Source organism: Neorhizobium tunisiense (assembly GCF_039631515.1).
Lineage (GTDB): Bacteria > Pseudomonadota > Alphaproteobacteria > Rhizobiales > Rhizobiaceae > Neorhizobium.
Window position 1 is genome coordinate 47146 of sequence record NZ_JBDIUU010000010.1, and the last position, 19918, is coordinate 67063.

Sequence of the window (19918 nt, forward strand, 5' to 3'; positions counted from 1 at the left end):
CCGATAATCCCGTTATCCGCATGAGTGGCCGCCGTCTTCGTCTCGGCTTGATCGGCGGCGGAGGTGCCGGACTGATCGGGCCGGTGCATCGCATCGCGGTGCCAGAGGCCCTATCCTCGCCGATGCAATGCAGGCAACCGCCGCAGGCGCAGATCAGCCTTTCCGGTTCGATCACCTCTTCAACACGGGGTAGATACCTTGGAAGGGAGCTGCGACGGGCCGCGCGGGGCATCGATAGGATCCTTGTCGCGTTGACCTGGGTCGCCGATGAGTTTCGCGCCACGCGCGATCTGGACCTGCTTGGCCACGGCGACAGCGACGCCGAATTCTCCGTCATGCGTCTGGCGAAATCGTCCGATGCGGAAATCATCGATGGGTGTTTCAGTCACGCCGGTCGCCATTAACTCCGCCATCACATCGCCGACACCCGGCCCGAGCTGGAAGCCGTGTCCGCAAAAGCCAAAGGCGTGGAAAAGACCCGATGTCGTTGCCGATCGCCCCATGACCGGCAAGCCATCGCCGACATAACCTTCGCAGCCGGACCATGTGCGGATGACAGAGACCTTCGCAAGTGCCGGCAGGATCGGCAGGAGGGAACGGAGTTGACCCGGCAGGCGGGCGGGATCTGCCTTGGCATGGCCGCTATCGAGCGAAACATCGGTCCGCGCTGCGCCGCCGCCGAAGACGATATTGCCGCGCTCGACCTGACGCAGGTAGCCGCCGCCATGATCATGAGCCCAGACGCCGACGACCGGCAGGATACGATGGGGCAAAGGCTCGGTCACGCCCATCTGCGGCCCTTTCGCAACGATCGGAACGGGCTCGCCGAACTGGGCGGAGATCCGGGCGCCCCAGGCGCCGGCGGTATTGAGCAGCGCTGCCGCGGCATAGGTGCCATTTGATGTGTCGACCTCGAAGCCGTAGTCCGTTTGGCGGATAGCCTTCACCCCTACGTTCTCGACGATCTCGGCGCCGATCCGCCGCGCGGCGTCCGCGAAGGCAGGTGCGATCAGGCGGGGGTTGCCACTTCCATCCTCGGGCGAAAGGGATGCGGCCATTGCCTCAGGCCCGATCCCCGGAAAACGTGCATGGAGCTCCTTCGGCGTTAGTTCCTCGAGATTAAGCCCCCACGGTCGCGCAGCTCTCGCGAATCCGCGCATCTCATCAAGCCCCTTTTCACTGAACACGAGCCGAACATGGCCGGTTGCCCGAAACTCGACGTCCCGGCCAAGCATCTCCGCAGCCTTGCCCCAAAGCGTCAACGATCGTCGGGCGAGGGGAAGTTGCTGCAGGTAGCGGCCGCTGCGGCGGATATTGCCGAAGGAGGCGACCGTCGCGCCGCTGCCCACCCGGTTCCGCTCGACGAGCGTCACGCGCAGACCACGCTGGGCGAGAAAATAGGTCGATGCGGCCCCCATCAGGCCACCACCCAGCACGATCACATCCATAAGGCTATTTCCGCAATGTCTCTCATACCCGCCACCATTCCGGTGCGACCGTCCGGTGTCAAAGTCGAGGTTTTCGTCTTCCCATAAGTCGGACCTATGGGCGACGGAGCATAAGCGGCACTTATGGGCAGCGGCTTTTTCGCTCTTGGACCGCCTTTGCCCATTCGTGCCAGCTTCATGACAAGCAGCAGGAAAGGATTGAGCGACATGGACAGTGCGGCCGCGCCCGGCAGAGGAACCAGCGATCAGCAGGACTGGAAGATCGGCGTCGATATCGGTGGGACCTTCATCGACTTCTGTGCGCTGGAAACGCGATCCGGCCGAGTGGCCTCGCTCAAGGTTCTGACGACACCGGACGATCCGGGTGCGGAACTGATGACAGGACTGTCGCTTCTGGCCGAACGGGAAGGGCTCGATCCGGCCGCCATCAGCCGTTTTGTCCACGGGACGACCGTCGGCATCAACACCGTGATCCAGCGTCGTGGCGTGTCGCTGGCGCTGATGACCAATGCCGGCTTCGAAGACGTGATCGAGCTGGCGCGGTTGCGGATGCCGGACGTCTATTCGCTGTTCTGCTCCCGGCCCGACCAGCTTATCGCCCGCGACATGATCTTCGGCATTCCCGCTCGCTTGCGGGCGGATGGCAGCGAGATCGAGGCGCCTGATCTGGAGGCGGTTGCGGCAGCGGTTGCAAAGGCGAAGGCCAATGGCGCCGCCGGCATCATTGTCTCCTTCCTGCATTCGTGGCGCACCGACATCCATGAGGTGGCGGTCAAGCAGGAAATCGGCCGGATCGCCCCCGAACTCTTTGTCTTTACGTCATGCGAGGTCTGGCCGGTGATCCGCGAATACGAGCGGACCACCACTGCTATCCTAAACGGTTATGTTCATCCGCGTGTCTCCGGTTATCTGACCGCACTCGAGGAAAAACTGTTGTTGCGTGGCGTCACCGCTCCGGCGCTGCTGACCAAGTCGAACGGCGGCGTGATGAATGCCGACGAAGGCAAACGCTCCTGCGTGCAGATGCTGCTTTCGGGCACGGCGTCGGGCGTCATCGGTGCCGCCTGGCTCGCCCGTCGTGCGGGCGAAAAACATATCCTCACCCTCGATATCGGCGGTACTTCGGCCGACTTTGCGCTGATCATCGATGGCGAACCGCAATTCGGCACCGGCGAACTGGTCGGTGAGTTCCCGTTGCATATCCCGTCCGTGTCGGTCAGCTCGATCGGCATTGGCGGCGGTTCGATCGCCAGTGTCGATGCGCAGGGCGTACTGCGGGTCGGACCGGAATCGGCAGGCTCGACACCCGGACCGGCCTGTTACGGACGCGGCGGAGAGCAGGCGACGGTGACCGACGCCATGGCCGTCTGCGGCTGGCTCGGTCACAGCCAGATGGCCTATGGGCAGCTACAGATCGACGTCGGCCTTGCCCGCGCGGCCGTCACCCGGCTCGCTGAAAAGATCGGCCGCACTGCGGAGGAGGCCGCCCAGGCCATCATCGACATCGCCATCTCGGAAATGTTCGTCGAGGTCGAGAAGCTCGCATCGCGCGCCGGCGTCGATCTCAGGGAATTCACGCTGATGCCGTTCGGCGGCGGCGGCCCGATGCTCGGCGCGTTCCTCGCCCGCGAATTTCATATGGCGAAGGTGATCGGCGCCCCGCGCCCGGGTGTTGTCTCGGCCCTCGGCGGCCTGGTGGCAGATCTGCGCGGCGACTTCATCCGTACGGTGTTTACGCATCTCTCCGACCAGGCGGCACCACAATTGCGCGAGGCGCTGGCTTCGCTTGCCGTCGAAGGACGTGACTGGCTTGCCAAGCAGAGGCATGCCGGCGCCGCGACGCTCAATGTCTCCGCTGACATGCGTTATGTCGGCCAAAGCTTCGAGATCGAAGTGCCGATCCAGCCAGCCTGGATCGCCGAGGGCAGGCTCGCTTCGATCGAGGAAGCCTTCCATGCCATGCATGCCCGGCTCTACGATTTCCATGATCCCGATGGCGCGATCGAGATCGTCAACCTGCGTCTCTCGGCAATCGGCGCCGGTCCGGAATTGGAAATCCCGGTCAATGCCGAAGAGGACGGAGAGGCGGTCAATCCCGAACGCGAAATCCCGGTCTATACCGGCAAGAGCTTCGAATGGATCGGCCTCTATCGGCGTGATCGCCTGCGCCCCGGCAGCCGCTTCGCCGGCCCGGCGGTCGTTGCCCAGGAAGATACGACCTTTGCAATCCCGGGCGGCACGCATGTCGAGGTCGATCGTCAACTGAACCTGCATCTCACCTTTTCGGAGTAACGGCCCATGTTCGATCCCTTGAACCTTCAGGTGTTCGCCAACCACACCCGCGCTGCTGCCGAAAACATGGCCTATACGCTGCAGCGGACAGCGCATTCCGCTTTCGTCAAGGAGACGGAAGACTTCACGGTCATGCTGATCAACCGCAAAGGCGAGACGTTCGGCGTGCCGATGGGACTGGGCGCGACCTGGTATCCGGGTCTTACCTATACCCGCGCGATCGCGATGATCGACGACTACAAGCCCGGTGACGTGGCCTTCACCAACGATCCCTATTCCTGCTTCGTGGCGACGCACGCGCCGGACACCCATCTGTGGAAACCGGTCTTCTACGATGGTGAGATCATCGCCTGGACCGGCGGTCATATCCACAACACCGACATGGGTGGCGCGGTGCCGGCCTCGCTGTCGCGAGCGCTGACGGAGATCCATCAGGAGGGCATCCGCTTCCCGCCGATGAAACTGGTCAACGAGGGAGTTTTCGACGAAGACATTCTTAAGATCATGACCACCAATGTCCGCAAGCCCGATCTCAATATCGGCGACATGAAAGCGCTGGTGGGGGCGCTCAACACGGGCGAACGCAAGATCCTTGCCATGGTCGAGAAATTCGGCAAGCAGGCCTTTCTCGAAGGCACCGAGGTCCTGCTCGACCACGCCGAAGCGCAGGCGCGCGATCTTCTGCGCTCGATGCCGGATGGGACCTGGGAATTCGTCGACTATGCCGACGAGGATTCGGTCGAAGCCAACCCGTGCCGTCTGAAGCTGACGCTGACGATCCGGGGCGACGAGGCGATCCTCGATTTCACCGGTTCCGACCCGCAGCTCGGCTCCTCGCTCAATGTCCCCTCGGGCGGTGATCCGCGCCATACGATGCTTCTGGTCGGTGTGTATTACGTACTTTACACGTTGAACCCGAAGATCCTCCTCAATACCGGCCTGACCCGACCGTTTACCTGCATCACGCCGAAGGGCAGCGTGCTCAATCCGATCGCGCCGGCTGCCGTCGGCATGCGCTCGCTGACCTGCGCGCGCCTGCGTTCCGTCATTTTCGGTGCCTTCTGCCAGGCCGTGCCTGAAAAGTTGCCGGCAGCACCGGCAGGCAACAATTGCATCGTCAACGTCATGACGACGGACGAACGGAACGGCCGCACCGTAATCGCCGCCGTCAATCCGGTTGTCGGCGGCGGCGGCGGCATGCCTCACCGCGATGGTACCAACGGCTCCGGCGCCGATGCGGCCTATCTCAAGAATACCCCGATCGAGATCACCGAGACGGAAGTGCCGATCGAGTTCGTCAAATACGGCCTGGCAAGGGACAGCGGCGGCGCCGGACGCTGGCGCGGCGGGCTGGCGACCGAAATGGCCTTCCGGGTCTTCTCGCCCGGCAGCCGGATCACCGCCCGTAACCGCGACCGCAGCTTTTTCCGCCCCTGGGGCACGCTGGGCGGCAGGGCCGCCGGCCTGTCCGACATGGTGCTGAACCCCGGCCGCGACGACTTCCAGCGGCTCGGCAATATCGATACCGCGATTCTGCAGCCCGGCGATGTCCTGGAAATCCGCTCGGCCGGCGGCGGCGGGCGCGGCAACCCGATCGAGCGCGAGACCTGGCGCGTGGCGCAGGACGTCGCACGCGGTTATGTCTCTTCCGAGGCTGCCGAGCGTGATTACGGCGTCGTTATCCGCAGCGGCATGGTGGACGAGGCTGAGACCGAAAAGGTGAGAGCCGCTCGGACCGCGCCGACCGGACACTTCCACTATGGTCCCGAGCGCGACGGTTACGAGGCGCAATGGACGCCGGAGGCCTATGACCTGCTGACCGACCTGTTGCAGGGCCTTCCCATCCATTGGCGCTTCTTCACCAAGACGGAGATCTTCCGCCGGATGAAGGGTCGGGTCGGGGCTGAAGGCGTGGCCGCCGCGTTCGCGGATGTGCGCGCACGTTTCACGAACATGCCAACCCCCGCCGAGGCACGGAAAGAGGCTGCCGAATGACATCCGAATTCCAGCCCGCCGGCCCCGGGGGCCGAATTGTGCGCCTTGCCGAAAATGGCAGGCCGCAGGTCCGGTTCCGGCTGGATGGCCTCGATTGCCAAGCCCTGGCCGGCGACACCGTGCTTACCGCCGTCCTAGTCTGCGCATCTGCCGTGCGGCAGTCGGAATTCGGCCGGGAGAAACGAGCCGGCTTCTGCCTGATGGGAGCCTGCCAGGATTGCTGGATTTGGCAGGAAGACGGCGGGCGGCTGCGTGCCTGTTCGACATTGGTCGCCGAGGGCATGCAATTGCGGACCGTGCCGCCGGAAGCATGGCTATGACGGCATCGGGCGGTGAAAAGGTGGTGATCGTCGGTGCCGGACCGGCCGGTATCCGCGCCGCCGAGATGCTGGTTCAGGCCGGGGTCAGGCCCATAATCATCGACGAGGGCATCAAGGCCGGCGGCCAGATCTATCGACGCCCGCCACCAGGCTTCGTGCGATCGCCGGAACAGCTCTACGGATCGGAAGCCCGTAAGGCCGAGGCACTTCATACGGTGTTCGACCGCATGCTTGCCGCCGGACAGATCGACTACCATCCGCAAAGTTCGGTCCTGACGATCGCCGGCGATTTTCTGCAGGCGCTGACGCCCGCCGGTCGCAAGGATTTCACATACGACCGCCTGATCCTCGCCACCGGCGCCATGGATCGTCTGGCGCCGATCCCCGGCTGGCAGGCGCCGGGAGTCTTCAGCCTGGGGGCGGCACAGATCGCCTTGAAGGCGCAAGGGGTCGCCCTTGGCAGCCGGATCGTTCTTGCCGGTTCGGGACCGCTGCTGACACTCGTCGCGACCCAGTTGCTGAAAGCCGGCGCCAAAATCGCCGCGATCCTCGACACGTCCTCGATCCGCGACCAGGCGGCAGGTCTTCCGGGCATGCTGGCAAGGCCTGGCCTTGTCCTGCGCGGTCTGCTGATGAGGGCAAGGCTCGGCCGGCTTTATCATGCCGGCGTGACCTTGGACCGGATCGAGACCGACGAACGCGGCCCCGTCGGCCTGTGCTGGCGGGATGCTCGCGGCCGGGCGCATGTGACGGCATGCGACATGGTCGGCCTTGGCTGGCACCTGCGCGCCGAAACGCAGCTCGCAGGCCTGGCAGGCTGCACGTTCGACTACGACGAAAGCTGGTCGCAATGGCTGCCCCGGGCCGACCGGATGGGAAGGGCGGCTGCGGGACTTTATCTGGCCGGTGACGGCCTGAGAATTCTCGGTGCGGACGGGGCGGAGGTCGCCGGTCGGCTTGCCGCGACCGCCTGCCTTGCCGACATGGGCCTTCCTTCGCCGGATGCGAGATCGGATCTGCGCCGGTTGGGCCGCTACGAACGTTTTGCCCGCGCCATGGCGCGCGCCTTTCCCTGGCCGGGCGAAATGGTCCGCGCCGTTCCGGACGATACGGTCGTCTGCCGCTGCGAAGGGGTGACGGCAGGCCAGTTGCGTGAGAGCGTCATCTACGGTGGGGGCGAAGCCAACCGGGTCAAATCGCTGGCACGCGTCGGAATGGGCCGCTGCCAGGGGCGTTACTGTCAGCTCGCCGGTGCCGAGCTGATCGCCGGAACGGCCTGCATCAGGGTCTGTGACGCGGGACGGCTCCGCGAACAGGCGCCCGCCAGGCCCCTGCCGATTGGCCTCTGGGTTCGCGATGCCTGACCGGTTGCCAGGGCTTACGATTCCAGACCGCTTGCCTTCAGGATACTGGCACAGGCTTCGCGGAGATCGTCACGCATGGCGAGATGACTTCCCGTCAAAGGCCGGTCCCGGCTGGTGAGCAGGGCAATCGGCACGGAAACCTTCTGTCGCAGCGGCCTGAGGACAAGGCCCGGGAACTGCTGCCATGGCAGGAGCCCGTCAACGATAGCGACACCAAAGCCGTCGCGGACGAAGGGGAGAGCGGTAATCGAGATATCGATCTCGATCGCCGGGTTGAATATCTGCATTTCCGCGGCCGCGGCGCTGACCAGAAGGCGGCCCGGCAGTGTGCCGGCCCGGTAGGAGATCAAGGTCTCGTCCTGCAAATCGGCAAAGCCGATCCGATGCAGTTCGGCCAGCCGGTGGCGCTCGGGGATGATGCAGACAAGTTGCGTGTGCCCGAGTGTCTCGACTTCGATGCCCGGACGGGCCGTGTTGTTCATCACGATTCCGAGCGGCGCGTCGCCGTCGCGGATCATGTCGACGACGTTGACCAGCGGGGCGATCAGCGAGCGCACGACGATATCGGGATGGGCCGCACGGAACGACAGAAGCGCTTTGGGTACGATCGACATCGCCGGCGGTGCCGACGCAGCGACCCGGATCAGTCCGGTGCGGCCGAAACGCATGTCCGTGGTCCGGCGGCGAAGGGCGCCGAGCTCCGAAAAAATCCGTTCGCATTCCGGATAGAGCTCTTCGGCCTCCCGGGTCGGAACCAGCTTCCCGCGGACCCGGTTGAACAGCTTGAAACCCAGCTGGTCCTCGGCATGCAGCAGGATCTGGCTGAGCGCCGGCTGCGATATGTTGAGCATCGCCGCGGCGCCGGTCACCGTCCCGGTCCGCATGAGCATGCAGAAGACCTCGAGCTGGCGTGCCTGCATTCGGTTCACCGTGTCCTTTGGTTCGCGGGTTTCACTCTAGTCTATAGGCCCCAGGATCAGAAATCCGCCACCTTGCCCCAGGCGGACGTCTGAAAACGTTTCGGATGATAGGGTAGCGGGTCGACGATCGGCGTGGCGGCGGTAACGATGTCGGCGATCAGGTGGCCGGCGCCGGGTCCGATGCCAAAGCCGTGGCCGCTGAACCCCGCGGCCAGAAGGAAGCCCGGAACATTCGCGACTTCGCCGATCGCCGGAACCCCGTCCGGGGTCGAATCGATATAGCCGGCCCAGTTCGCGGTGATGCGGCGCCCGCCGATCGCCGGCAGCAATTCGACGGCGCGCTCGTAGGTCAGCTTGATCGTGCTCGCGTCGACCGCCGGATCGAGGATGCGCATATGCTCCATCGGCGTCGGCCGGTCCAGCCGCCAGCGGGCCAGGCTTTCATGGCCGCTGCGGATACCTTCGAGGCCGCCGGGTGACAGGCTGCGCCAGCGGCGCATGAACATCGGCAGGAACTGCGCCGCGAAACGCATGTTCTGGGCCGTCAGGTCGATCCGTCCGCGCCCGCTGATCGCGAGCGTGTGGCCACCGTCACCGCGGCGGGTCACCGAGACGCGGGCTGTGTGGAGCGCGTCCGGCAGGGTCCCGTCACCGGGACCGACGGAAAGGATGGAGGAACGGATCGAGGCCTGCGGGAACCGAATGCCGAGCTGGCGGCAGAAGGACGACGCCCAGGCACCGCCGGCCAGGATTGCCACCTTGGTTCGGATCGTGCCGCGTTCGGTTACGACGCCCGAGAGCCGGCCGCCTTCCATCTCGATGCCGCGCGCTGCGCAGTTCTGGAGCACCGCCCCACCCAGTTTCACGATTGCGCGGGCGACCGCCGGGGCAGCATTGGCGGGGTCGGCCGTCCCGTCCGTCGGCGAGTACACCCCGCCTTTCCAGGTGCGGTGCGTCGCCTTGCCCCGTTCGGTTGCCTCGGCACTGTCGAGCATGTGGGTGGTGACGCCCACCGTGCGGGCGAAATCCCGCCAGCGGGCCCAGCCTGCCAGCTCTTCCTCGCTGTCACTGAGATAGAGGAGACCGCAGCGCCGGAAGCCGGTATCCTCGCCGGTCTCGGCGGCAAAACGTTCCCACAGGTCGAGGCTTTTGGTCGCCATCGGAAGTTCGCGCGCGTCGCGGTTCTGTTGCCGGCACCAGCCCCAGTTGCGGCTCGATTGTTCTGCGCCGACGCGCCCCTTCTCGATGAGCACCACCTTCAGGCCGCGTCCGGCGAGATAATAGGCCGTGAAGACGCCGACGATGCCGGCACCGATGACCACCGCGTCGGCGGAAGGCGGCAGTCGGTCGTCGGTTTCGACGAGCGTGAGCGGTGCTGGCATGATGATCATTCTCCTGGCACAACGGGTCGGTGCGCCAGCATAATGGTGCAGCCCGCGTCGAGGTTACTGCACACGCCCCTTGAACCGCACAAGATTCCGCTCATGGCCGATGATGCAACTTATTGTGCTGACCGTTCCTGCGCAGAATGGAATAGACAAGACAAGCCAATGCGTTAAAGTCGATCTTGAAAATCTGCGGCATAAAATGCCGCTGCCCTTGGGAGGTGTCCTCACGTGAAGCTCGATCGTATCGACATCAAGATCCTCTACGAGTTGCAGAAGAACGGCCGCATCACCAATGTCGAGCTAGCCGAACTGGTCAATCTTTCACCCAGCCCCTGCCTGATGCGCGTCAAGAAGCTTCAGCAGGAAGGTTATATCGAGGGTTATTCGGCCCAGATCAACATCGGCAAGCTCGGCCAGACATTGACGGTCTTCACCGAGGTCACGCTCAAAAACCATCGGCAGATCGACTTCGCGCGTTTTCTCGCAGCCGTGGAAAAAGTCGACCAGGTGATCGAATGCCACCTGGTGTCGGGCGGGTACGACTATATGCTCAAATTTGTCACCGCCGGTATCGGCGAATATCAGACGATCATGGAACGGCTGACCGACATGGATATCGGCATCGACAAATATTTCAGCTTCGTTGTCCTGAAATCGCCGATCGTCAAAGCGCATATGCCGCTGATCAGCCTGTTTAAGGTATAGCCGGGCATTGTCCATGGAGGTGAGACGGCGATCGCCGCCTCAGCCGTGCACATAGGTTTTGACGAGCTCCGGATCACGCTCCAGGCGATCGAGCCAGCCCGGATCGAGCTTTGGCACGGACGAGAACAGCAGTTTCGAATAGGGGTGCTGCGGGACCTTCGAGATCGCAGGCGTGATTTCCTCGACCTTGCGGCCGTTATACATGACGACGATCTCGTCGCAGATCGCTTCGACGACCGAGAGATCGTGGCTGATGAAGATGTAAGAGAGGGAAAGTTCCCGCTGCATTTCCTTCAGGAGATCGATGACCGCCGCCGCGACAACGGTGTCGAGGGCAGAGGTGATCTCGTCGCAGACGATCAGTTTCGGCTCGGCGGCGAGCGCCCGGGCAAAATTGACGCGCTGTTTCTGACCGCCGGAAAGCTCGGCGGGGGTCCGGCTGCGAAGTGTCTTCGGCAGGCGGACCATGTCGAGAAGCGCGTCGATCCGGGCGTCCCGGACCTTGCCTTTCATGCCGTGGTAGAATTTCAGCGGCCGTCCAAGAATTTCCTCGATCGTTTTCGCCGGATTGAGCGAGGTGTCCGCATGCTGGAAGACGATCTGCAGCTCGCGCAACTGCTCGCGGCTTCTATGCCGGGCGGAGCGGGCAAGTTCGCGCCCGTCGAGGGTCAGTTGACCGGCTGATGCGGGGAGGATGCCGGCAATCGAGCGAGCAAGCGTGGACTTGCCGCAGCCGGATTCACCGATGATACCGAGATTGCGGCCTCGTTGCAGGGACAGGCTTGCCTCCTGCACGGCCTTGACGAGCGGCAGACCGTCGGCTTGGACCGGACCGTACCCGGCGATCAGGCCATTGACCTTCAGGAGCGGCGTGTGTTCCCGCGCCGCAACAACGACGCTTTCACCGCGAGACTTCGGTTCAAAGGCCGAAAGCAGCTCGCGCGTATAGGGATGCTTGGCATCGGACAGGATATCGGCGGTGTTGCCGACTTCCTGCACATCGCCGCCACGCAGCACAACGATGCGATCGGCAATCTGTGCGACGACCGCGAGATCGTGGGATACATAGACGCCGGCAATGCCGCTTTTCTTCATCACCGCCTTAAAGGCGCGCAACACCTCGATCTGGGTGGTGACGTCGAGCGCGGTGGTCGGCTCGTCGAAAATGACGAGCTTCGGATCGGAGATAAGGGCCATCGCGGCGGCAAGACGCTGCAACTGTCCGCCGGAAACCTGGTGCGGGTAACGGTTGCCGATCTCCTCGGGATTGGGCAGCGAAAGCGACCTGAACAAGGAGATTGCCTTCTCCCTTGCCTGCGCTAGCGGCATCAGCCGATGGATGCGCGTCACTTCGACGACCTGGTCGATGATGCGCTTCGACGGGTTGAAAGCGGCCGCGGCGGACTGCGGCACATAGGAGACCTCGAGGCCACGTACATGTGCGCGCTGACGCTCGCTCAGCGTCACCATGTCCTTGCCGGCCACCGTGACGCTGCCGCTCGTGATCCGGCATCCGGGACGGGCATAACCCATGATCGTCAGCGCGATCGTCGTCTTTCCCGATCCGCTTTCTCCGATCAGGGCGACGATTTCGCCCGGCGCGACGTCGAGGTCGATGCCCTTGATGATCTCGATGCGTCGACCCGCATCGGTCGTTGCCTCTACCCTCAGATCGCGGATTTCAACGAGATTTTCCATTCACCTGCTCCGATCGCGAATCTTCTTGGGCAAATTGTCGATCAGCAGATTGACGCTGATGGTGAGGCTCGCAATTGCCAGCGAGGGAACGATGACGGCCGGCGCCCCGAATGGCAGGCCGCCGATATTCTCGTGAACCAGTGCTCCCCAATCCGCATAGGGCGGCTGGACGCCGAGGCCGAGGAAGGAAAGCCCGGAGAGAAGGAGGACGACGAACACGAAGCGGATGCCGAAATCGGCAAGCAGCGGCCCGGTGATATTTGGCAGGATTTCCGAAAAGACGACATAAGGAATGCCCTCGCCACGGGTCCGGGCAACCGTGATGTAATCCATCGTATTGACGTTTACGGCAAGCGACCGGGCAAACCGATAGGCGCCGGGCGTGTAGATCACGGCGAGCATGAGGATCAGAACGGGGAGCGATGACCCGACTGCGGCAGCGACGACCAGACCCGAAAGCTTGCTCGGAATTGAGTTGAGGGCATCAAGCAGGCGGCTCAGTAGCGTGTCGAACCAGCCGCCGATCACCGCAGCCGCCATGCCGAGCGCCGCACCGCTGAAACACGCGAGGCAGACGGCGGCAAGCGAGATGCCGACCGTATAGCGGGCGCCCATGATGATGCGCGAGAACATGTCCCGGCCCAGATAGTCGGAGCCGAGGAGCAGTTTGCTGCTGATCGGGCCGAAATAGTCCTCGTCGACAATCTCGCCGACGGGATAGGGGATGATATGCGGCGCGAGAAGGGCGATGACCGCCCAGAAGAGAATGACCGTAAAGCCGACCATTCCAACCCAGCTGAAACGATAACTCACTCTGCGGGGCAGCGTCGTGGACGTGGTCATGGTCAGCGCACCCTCGGATTGGCCAGGATTGCAACAATGTCGGCGAACGTGATGAGTGTGAGGTAGCCGACGCAGAAAATGATGGCGCAGGATTGAATGAGCGGGAGATCCCGGGTGGAAACACCATCGACCATCAGCTTTGCGACGCCGGGATAGTTGAAGATCGTCTCGACGATGATGACGCCGCCGACCAGGTAGGAGAGCGCGAGCGCGATCGCATTGGCGATCGGGCCGACCGCGTTCGGCAATGCGTGCAGCAGGACCGCCCGCCAGCGTGACGCGCCTTTGAGGATCGCGGCCTCCACATAGGGCGTGTTGATCGTATCGATGACGGCGGCGCGGGTCATGCGGATCATCTGGGCCGAAACGACAAAGGTGAGCGTGATGACCGGCATGGCGTAGATCCTCAGCACCTGCCAGAAGGACGTGACGTCGCTCGTAAACGAAAGCGCCGGCAGCCATTTGAGATAGACGGAAAACAACAGCACGGCCGAGGTCGCGATCATGAACTCGGGCACCGAGATGACGCCGATCGTCACGACTGTCACGATACGATCGTAGACCGAGCCGCGAAACATGGCGGCGGTGATGCCGAGCGTCAGCGACAGGGGAACTGCAAAAAGCGTGACGATGCCGGCAAGGCGCATTGTGTTGACGAACCGTGCCCCGATCAGATCTGCGACTGGCACGTTGTTGACATAGGATATCCCCAGATCTCCCTGCAGCAGGCCGATGAGCCATCGCCCGAAACGGAGGAGGGCGGGTTCGTCTAGATGCATCGCGGCCCTCAGGCCGGCAACGGCTTCCGGCGTCGCGGCCTGACCGAGCAGGATCGTGGCGGTATCGCCGGGCAGCATTGCCGTTGCGAAAAAGACCGCGAAGGACACGATCAGCAGCGTCAGCGCGGAACTGCCGAGCCGGTTCGCGATAAGTCCAAGGACATAGGTGCGCAAAAGGGTTTCCTTGCCTGAAAAGTTTGAGATAGCCGGCACCATCCGGGCACGAGCCGGGACAGGCCTGTCAGGCGCAACCACGGCGGCAGGGGAAGCTCCCCTGCCGCCAGGGATCAGCTTCAGGCGTCGAGCCAGACATATTCGGCAAACGCGTAACCCATCATGCCGCCGAGCGGGTTGGCTTCAAGGCCCTTCAATTTCGCCGAGATCGCATCCACGTTCGAAATGTAGACCGGGATGACCGTTCCGGCTTCCTCGGAAATCATCACCTGCATCTGGCCATAGATTTCCTTGCGTTTGGTGTCGTCGAGAAGACCGCGCGCCTCGACGAGCATATTATCGAATTTCGCCGACTTGTACTGGCTTTCATTCCACGGTGCGTTGGAGGCGTAGAGAAGCGAAAACAGGATGTCGGGCGTCGGCCGCGGGTTGATATTGCCGAAGTGAACCGGCGCCTTCAGCCAGTAATTCGACCAGTAGCCGTCGGAAGGTACGCGCTGAACGTCGAACTTCATGCCGATCTCGGAGCCGGACTGCTGTACGATCGTCGCCATTTCAACCGCCGAGGTCGCCGCTTCCGACGTGATCATCGGGATGGACTGGCCGATCAGGCCGGCCTTCTGGAAATGGAACTTCGCCTTGTCCGGATCGTAGGCTTTCGGCTTCAGGTCCGCATTGTGATAGACGCTGGCCGGAGAGACCGGCTGGTCGTTTGCGATTTCGGCGAGACCGCGCAACACGGATTTCTGAATCTGCTGGCGGTTGATCAGATATTTCATGCCGGCAGCGAAATCGGCCTTGTCGCCGGGAGCGAGATCGAGACGGATGTTGAGGTCGGTATAGTTGCCCGACGTGGTCTGCGACAGCACGAAACCGGGCTGGCTTTCCACCAGCTTCATCGTGCGCGGCTTGATCGACGCCGCGAGATGGATATCTCCCGAAAGCAGAGCGTTGACGCGCGCGTTGTCGTCGCTGATGGCGAAGAATTCGAACGAGTCCACGTTGGCGCCGCCAGCCTTGAAGTAGTTGGGGTTCTTGGTGAAGATCGATTTGACACCCGGCTGGAAGGTTTCCATCTTGAACGCGCCGGTACCGATGCCCTTCGAAAAGTCGGTCGTCCCGTCCTGCACGATCATGAAATGATGCTGCGAGAGGATGGTCGGCAAGTCGGCATTCGGGTTGGCCAGGGTAATTTCGACCGTCAGCGAGTCGACGTCCTTGACGTCGGTGATCTGCTTGGCGATCGCGTTGACCTTGGAGCCGACGGCAGGATCGAGATGCCGCTTCAGCGAAAAGACGACGTCTTTCGACGACAGCGACTTTCCGTCGTGGAAGGTGACGCCGGAGCGAAGCTTGACGGTCCAGACCTTGGCGTCTCCGCTCTTGATGCTTTCGGCGAGTTCCATCTGAACGGTGCCGCTCTTATCAAGGAAGGTCAGGCGATTGTAGATTGCGCAGCAACGGACGTAGTCGGTCGACAGCGACGCCTTGGCCGGGTCGAGTGTATCGGCGGTCGACGACGACCAGCCGGCCGCCTTCAAATGTCCGCCCGACTTCGGGGTGGCAGCCGCCGCGCTGGAAGCGCGGCCGAGGATCAGGCCACCTGCGGAAAGCGCGACGCCACCTGCCAACATCATCGTCAGCAGTTCGCGGCGGCTTGCGCCCCGGCGGATGGCATTCTCGATCATAGCGTCGTCAGACGTGGTCCAGTTCGTGATCTTGTCGTTCATGTCATTCCCCTTTTCGCTGGTTGGCGGGCAACCCATCTTCCGTGGTTTGGCCCGATGCTTGAAAATCGTGAATTCTGTCAGCTGCGGTGCGCGGTCCTCACAGCTTCGGCCAATCCGGCCATGGACGTGAAATGATAGTCAGGTTCGGTGAACTGCGACGGCTCGATCGTGCCGCCGTAGCCAGGCTGGGCATGTCGACGCTGGATCCAGCAATTCGTCATGCCGAGGTCGCGGGAAACGCCGATGTCATGATACTGGCTCTGGGCGACATGCAGGATGTCGCTCTTGTCGCTCCCATCCTCGGCAACGAAGTCGAACACCTTGTGGAAGAAGGCCGGATCGGGCTTTTCCGTACCGGTGTCGTCGGCGGTGAAAGCCGTATAAAACGGATTGCCAAGCGCCGCCGCGAAATAGTCAAAAGCCCAGCGGCGCGCATTGGTCATGGCGATCAGGCGATAACGGCTGCCAAGCTCTGCCATCGCCGCGGCACTGTCGGGGAAAGCCTTCCAGGTCTTGGCGGAATCCCGCAGGCGAATGCCATGGGCCTCCTCGGCCGGCAGCCCGAGCTTCGGCGCAATCGCAAGATAGACGCGTACCAAGTCGTCGGGGAAAAGATCAGCATCTCCGGAATACCGGGCGGCGCGATACAGGGAAAGCGCCTCTTCGCTGTCGATTGCGACATTGGCTTCGGCGGCGATGCCCTGCAGGCAGGACGTCAGACCACTCTCGAAATCGATGAGCGTGCCGACCACGTCGAAGGTCATGTACTTGAATTCCGGAAGAGCTTTCGTCAATTCCATATCCCCAGTTGATGCTGCTGGCAGAACGCCGTCTGCGAAAGAATATGCTGTTCCCGACCTGGACCTTTTTCTATCAAAAATCCCGGATTTTAGGGGCTTCAAGGCCCTCGTTAGCGACAATAGTGACAGTTTGAGGGAACGGTTTTCGCCGAATCGGTAGGGCCGCTCGGCACAAAATTTCGAAAACGGGCTGCCGACGATATTTCGGCCGGCAGCCCCAAGGCCGGGTCAACCCTTCACCGCGCGCCGGACATCGGGATCTTCCAGGGTCTGATCCAGTGTCTTTGCGGTGCGTTCGATGATCGCGTCGATATCCGCCTCCGTGCAGCAGAGCGGCGGGGCATATCCGATGACGCCGTTGGCAAAGGCCCGGATCACCAGGCCATTGTCCCAGGCGCGGTCGAATACCCGGCGAGCCGGCGCGGCTTCGGCCGGAAGCGGCGTCTTGGCGGTCTTGTCGGTCACCAGCTCGATGGCCGCGAGCATGCCGCGACCCCGGACATCGCCGACGAGCGGGTGGGACTTGAGGCTTTCGAGACCTGCCATAAGTCGCGCGCCGGCCTTGATGCCGTTTTCGAGCAGCCCGCCCTCGTAGAGCCTCAGCACTTCCAGACCGACGGCCGCGCTGACCGGGTGGGCCGAATAGGTGTAACCGTGCCCGACCGCCGAGGCACCGGCGCCATCGGCGATCACCTGGTAGACATGATCCGCCATCAGCACGGCGCCCATCGGAACATAACCCGAGGTCAGGCCCTTGGCCGTCGTCATGAAATCGGGGACGATGTCGTCCTCGCTGCAGGCGAACAGCGGCCCGGTGCGGCCGAAGCCGGTAATCACCTCGTCGGCGACGAACAGGATGCCATATTCCTTGCAGAGGTTGCGGACCGCCTTCATCCAGCCCCTGGGCGGAACGATGACGCCGCCGGAACCCTGGATCGGCTCTGCATAGAAGGCTGCCACGCGACCGGCGCCGACCGCCTCGATCTTCGCCTTCAACGCGGCAAGCGAGGCTTCGATGATCGATTTTGCGTCCTCGCCGACCGGGTTGCGATACGGATAAGGCGACGGAATCTTGTGCTGCCAGTCGAAGGGAATGCCGAAGCCCGCATGGAAGTTCGGCAGTGCCGTCAGGCCGGCGCCGACCGTGGAGGAACCATGATAACCCTGCTCGATCGAGATGAACTGATCGCGCTGTGGCTGCCCCTTGGCAATCCAGTAATAACGGATGAAGCGGATCGTGCTGTCGACGGCGTCCGAGCCGCCGAGCGTGAAGTAGACATGGTCGAGATCGCCCGGCGCCCGTTCGGCAAGCTCGGCGGCAAGCCGGATGGCCGGCTCGGAACCGAGGCCGAAATAGGCGGTCGCGTAGGGAAGCTCCCGCATCTGACGGGCCGCAGCCTCGACGATCGACTCATGCCCGTAGCCGGCATTGACGCACCAGAGGCCCGCAAAACCGTCGATCAGCTGGTGCCCTTGCGCGTCGGTGACGGTCGCGCCCTTGCCTGAGGCGAGCACCCGCACGCCCTGTTTTTCATGGCCGCGATAGGACGCGACGGGATGGACGAGATGAGCGCGATCGAGTTCGATGAGGGAATTGCTGAGCATGGTCGTCTCCGGATCAGCCCAGGGCTTGGTTGGCCAGGGCAAAGGTGGTGAATGTCGAGGGGGCGGGACGGGCAACGACCGGGCGCGCCATTGCGATACCGCCGCCTGCATGGGCGAGCGAATGCTCAGACAGCCAAGCGGCGAGGCCGGCATCGACGGTGTCGACCCTGAGGAAGGCACCCGACCTGCGGCTCATGAAATGCCTGACGAGCGCCTTGGCGTCCTCGAGATCCGTTGCAACGATCGGCCCGACGACCTCGCCGCGACCGAACGCCCTGATGCAGGCAAATCCTGCGATCTTGCCGTTGCGGCGGATCACGGCGAACTCGCCGATTTCGGCAAGCTTTGCCATCAGCGCCGAACGGGTAGCGCCAAAGGCGTCGCGATCGATGGCGGTGATCTCGGACAGATCGGCAGCCGTGGCGGCCTCGGTTTCGGTGGGTGCCGGCACCTCGCCGACGGTGCCCTGATGCTGGAAAACAGCGCCGGTCTTCCGGAAACCGAGCTTCTCATAAAGGGGCAGGCCGTCGGAGGTGGCGATCAGCCGAAGCGGCCGTTCGCCGCCAAGTCCGAGGACCGCGTCCATAAGGCGCCGTCCGACGCCACGGCCGCGCAGGTTGGCGCCGACGATCACCATGTTGATAGTGGCGCAGTCATCGCCATAGGGGGTCATCAATGCCGTGCCGACCACTTCGCCGGTCTCGTCCAACGCGACCACGCCCTGGCTCAGATGCAGGGCGACCTGCCAGTCCTGCAGGCGGTGCGGCCAGCCGGCTTCGCGCGAAAGGTGGGTGGCGCGATCCAGGTGCTCGATACCGAAAGATATGGTTTCGATGTCTCCGACTTGCATCGACAATGCTCTCCATTTTGAACTTCGAGTTTCGAGGGGAAGGGGCCGGACGATTATCCGAAGGCGGGCTCGGCGGCGGTATCTTTCGCCAAACCAGCGGCATGGGACCGCATCTTATGCCGCGCGCCGATAATCATGGTCGAAAAAAGCCCGGTCGCTGGCCGCCACGTCGGCCACGATCAGCAACCAAATGCCAAACCGGCGCCACGATACGAAACTTTCTGCTTCGGATTGGGGGAAATCAGTCGGCTCGGGTGCCCGAAGCGGCCTTATGATCATGTCGTCAACCGAAAGGCTCGATGGGCCATCACGCAAGGACCAAGCGCATGACTACCTTCCGCCCGAAATACATCACCTTCGACTGCTACGGCACGCTGACCAACTTCCAGATGGCCGAAGCTGCGCGTGATCTCTATGGTGATCGTCTCGACGAGCCGCGCATGGCGAAGTTCATCAAGAATTTTGCAGCCTACCGGTTGGACGAGATCATGGGCGACTGGAAACCTTATGCGGATGTCGTCCACAACTCGCTGGAGCGCAGCTGCAAGGTGAACGGCGTCGCTTTCAGGGATGAGGACGCCAGGATGGTCTATGAGCGCGTGCCGACCTGGGGTCCCCATGCGGATGTCCCTGCCGGTCTTGCCAAGGTCGCTAGGGAAATCCCGCTCGTCATCCTCTCGAACGCGATGAACGACCAGATCCACTCCAACGTCGCAAAGCTCGGCGCGCCGTTCCACGCCGTTTATACGGCGGAACAGGCAAATGCCTACAAACCGCGCTTTCAGGCCTTCGAATACATGTTCGACATGCTCGGCTGCGGCCCGGAAGACATTCTTCATTGCTCCTCGTCCTTCCGTTACGACCTGATGTCGGCGCATGACCTCGGCATCAAGAACAAGGTCTGGGTCAACCGTGGTCACGAGCCGGCCAACCCCTTCTATGGCTATGTGGAAATCTCCGACATTTCCGGCCTGCCGGGCGTGGTCGGTCTCTAAGGAAGGCCGAAG

16 protein-coding genes are annotated in these 19918 nt (G+C 63.0%); 6 read left to right on the plus strand and 10 right to left on the minus strand.

From position 1 onward, the window contains the following. Positions 1 to 179 precede the first annotated feature (179 nt). Positions 180 to 1448, minus strand: coding sequence for an NAD(P)/FAD-dependent oxidoreductase (locus tag ABCW43_RS24995; protein WP_345929491.1), 1269 nt, complete (start codon positions 1446 to 1448; stop codon positions 180 to 182). Between the two features lie 207 nt (positions 1449 to 1655). On the opposite strand from ABCW43_RS24995, the gene ABCW43_RS25000 reads away from it, so the two are divergent. Genes ABCW43_RS25000 through ABCW43_RS25015 form a run of 4 tightly spaced genes read left to right on the plus strand, consistent with a single transcriptional unit; the run spans position 1656 to position 7419 of the window. After that, on the plus strand, positions 1656 to 3740 hold the full coding sequence (locus ABCW43_RS25000) for a hydantoinase/oxoprolinase family protein (RefSeq protein ID WP_345929493.1): 2085 nt from the start codon (positions 1656 to 1658) through the stop codon (positions 3738 to 3740). A 6-nt stretch (positions 3741 to 3746) separates the two neighbouring features. Beyond that, complete coding sequence (locus tag ABCW43_RS25005; protein ID WP_345929495.1) at positions 3747 to 5735, plus strand: hydantoinase B/oxoprolinase family protein; 1989 nt, start codon at positions 3747 to 3749, stop codon at positions 5733 to 5735. Further along, on the plus strand, positions 5732 to 6055 hold the full coding sequence (locus ABCW43_RS25010) for a (2Fe-2S)-binding protein (RefSeq protein ID WP_345929497.1): 324 nt from the start codon (positions 5732 to 5734) through the stop codon (positions 6053 to 6055). The genes ABCW43_RS25005 and ABCW43_RS25010 overlap by 4 nt, the downstream gene beginning before the upstream one ends. Then, positions 6052 to 7419, plus strand: coding sequence for an FAD/NAD(P)-dependent oxidoreductase (locus ABCW43_RS25015; protein WP_345929499.1), 1368 nt, complete (start codon positions 6052 to 6054; stop codon positions 7417 to 7419). The genes ABCW43_RS25010 and ABCW43_RS25015 overlap by 4 nt, the downstream gene beginning before the upstream one ends. A gap of 14 nt (positions 7420 to 7433) precedes the next feature. Here ABCW43_RS25015 and ABCW43_RS25020 read toward each other — a convergent pair whose 3' ends face one another. Then, positions 7434 to 8339 carry a LysR family transcriptional regulator gene (locus tag ABCW43_RS25020; RefSeq protein WP_345929501.1) on the minus strand — a complete coding sequence of 302 codons (906 nt, stop codon included), beginning with the start codon at positions 8337 to 8339 and terminating at the stop codon, positions 7434 to 7436. Between the two features lie 56 nt (positions 8340 to 8395). Next, positions 8396 to 9721, minus strand: coding sequence for an NAD(P)/FAD-dependent oxidoreductase (locus tag ABCW43_RS25025; RefSeq protein ID WP_345929503.1), 1326 nt, complete (start codon positions 9719 to 9721; stop codon positions 8396 to 8398). A 234-nt stretch (positions 9722 to 9955) separates the two neighbouring features. On the opposite strand from ABCW43_RS25025, the gene ABCW43_RS25030 reads away from it, so the two are divergent. Beyond that, positions 9956 to 10432, plus strand: coding sequence for an Lrp/AsnC family transcriptional regulator (locus ABCW43_RS25030; protein ID WP_046633118.1), 477 nt, complete (start codon positions 9956 to 9958; stop codon positions 10430 to 10432). A gap of 39 nt (positions 10433 to 10471) precedes the next feature. On the opposite strand, the gene ABCW43_RS25035 is transcribed toward ABCW43_RS25030, so the two are convergent. From ABCW43_RS25035 to ABCW43_RS25065, 7 genes are all read right to left on the minus strand, one after another. Further along, positions 10472 to 12130: an ABC transporter ATP-binding protein gene (locus tag ABCW43_RS25035; protein ID WP_345929506.1), complete on the minus strand. Its 1659-nt coding sequence runs from the start codon at positions 12128 to 12130 to the stop codon at positions 10472 to 10474. Next, a complete protein-coding gene (locus ABCW43_RS25040; protein WP_345929869.1) occupies positions 12131 to 12979 on the minus strand; it encodes an ABC transporter permease in 849 nt (282 codons plus the stop codon). Continuing rightward, positions 12976 to 13926, minus strand: coding sequence for an ABC transporter permease (locus ABCW43_RS25045; RefSeq protein WP_345929508.1), 951 nt, complete (start codon positions 13924 to 13926; stop codon positions 12976 to 12978). The genes ABCW43_RS25040 and ABCW43_RS25045 overlap by 4 nt, the downstream gene beginning before the upstream one ends. Positions 13927 to 14045: 119 nt before the next feature. Then, positions 14046 to 15656, minus strand: coding sequence for an ABC transporter substrate-binding protein (locus ABCW43_RS25050; protein WP_345929510.1), 1611 nt, complete (start codon positions 15654 to 15656; stop codon positions 14046 to 14048). Between the two features lie 77 nt (positions 15657 to 15733). Beyond that, on the minus strand, positions 15734 to 16450 hold the full coding sequence (locus tag ABCW43_RS25055) for an HAD-IA family hydrolase (RefSeq protein ID WP_345929512.1): 717 nt from the start codon (positions 16448 to 16450) through the stop codon (positions 15734 to 15736). 234 nt (positions 16451 to 16684) lie between these two features. Then, a complete protein-coding gene (locus ABCW43_RS25060; protein WP_345929514.1) occupies positions 16685 to 18061 on the minus strand; it encodes an aspartate aminotransferase family protein in 1377 nt (458 codons plus the stop codon). A gap of 13 nt (positions 18062 to 18074) precedes the next feature. After that, a complete protein-coding gene (locus tag ABCW43_RS25065) occupies positions 18075 to 18911 on the minus strand; it encodes a GNAT family N-acetyltransferase (RefSeq protein ID WP_345929515.1) in 837 nt (278 codons plus the stop codon). Positions 18912 to 19237: 326 nt separating this feature from the next. Here ABCW43_RS25065 and ABCW43_RS25070 point away from each other — a divergent pair, with 326 nt between their 5' ends. Further along, positions 19238 to 19906, plus strand: a complete 669-nt coding sequence (locus tag ABCW43_RS25070) for a haloacid dehalogenase type II (protein ID WP_345929517.1) — start codon at positions 19238 to 19240, stop codon at positions 19904 to 19906. Positions 19907 to 19918 lie beyond the last annotated feature (12 nt).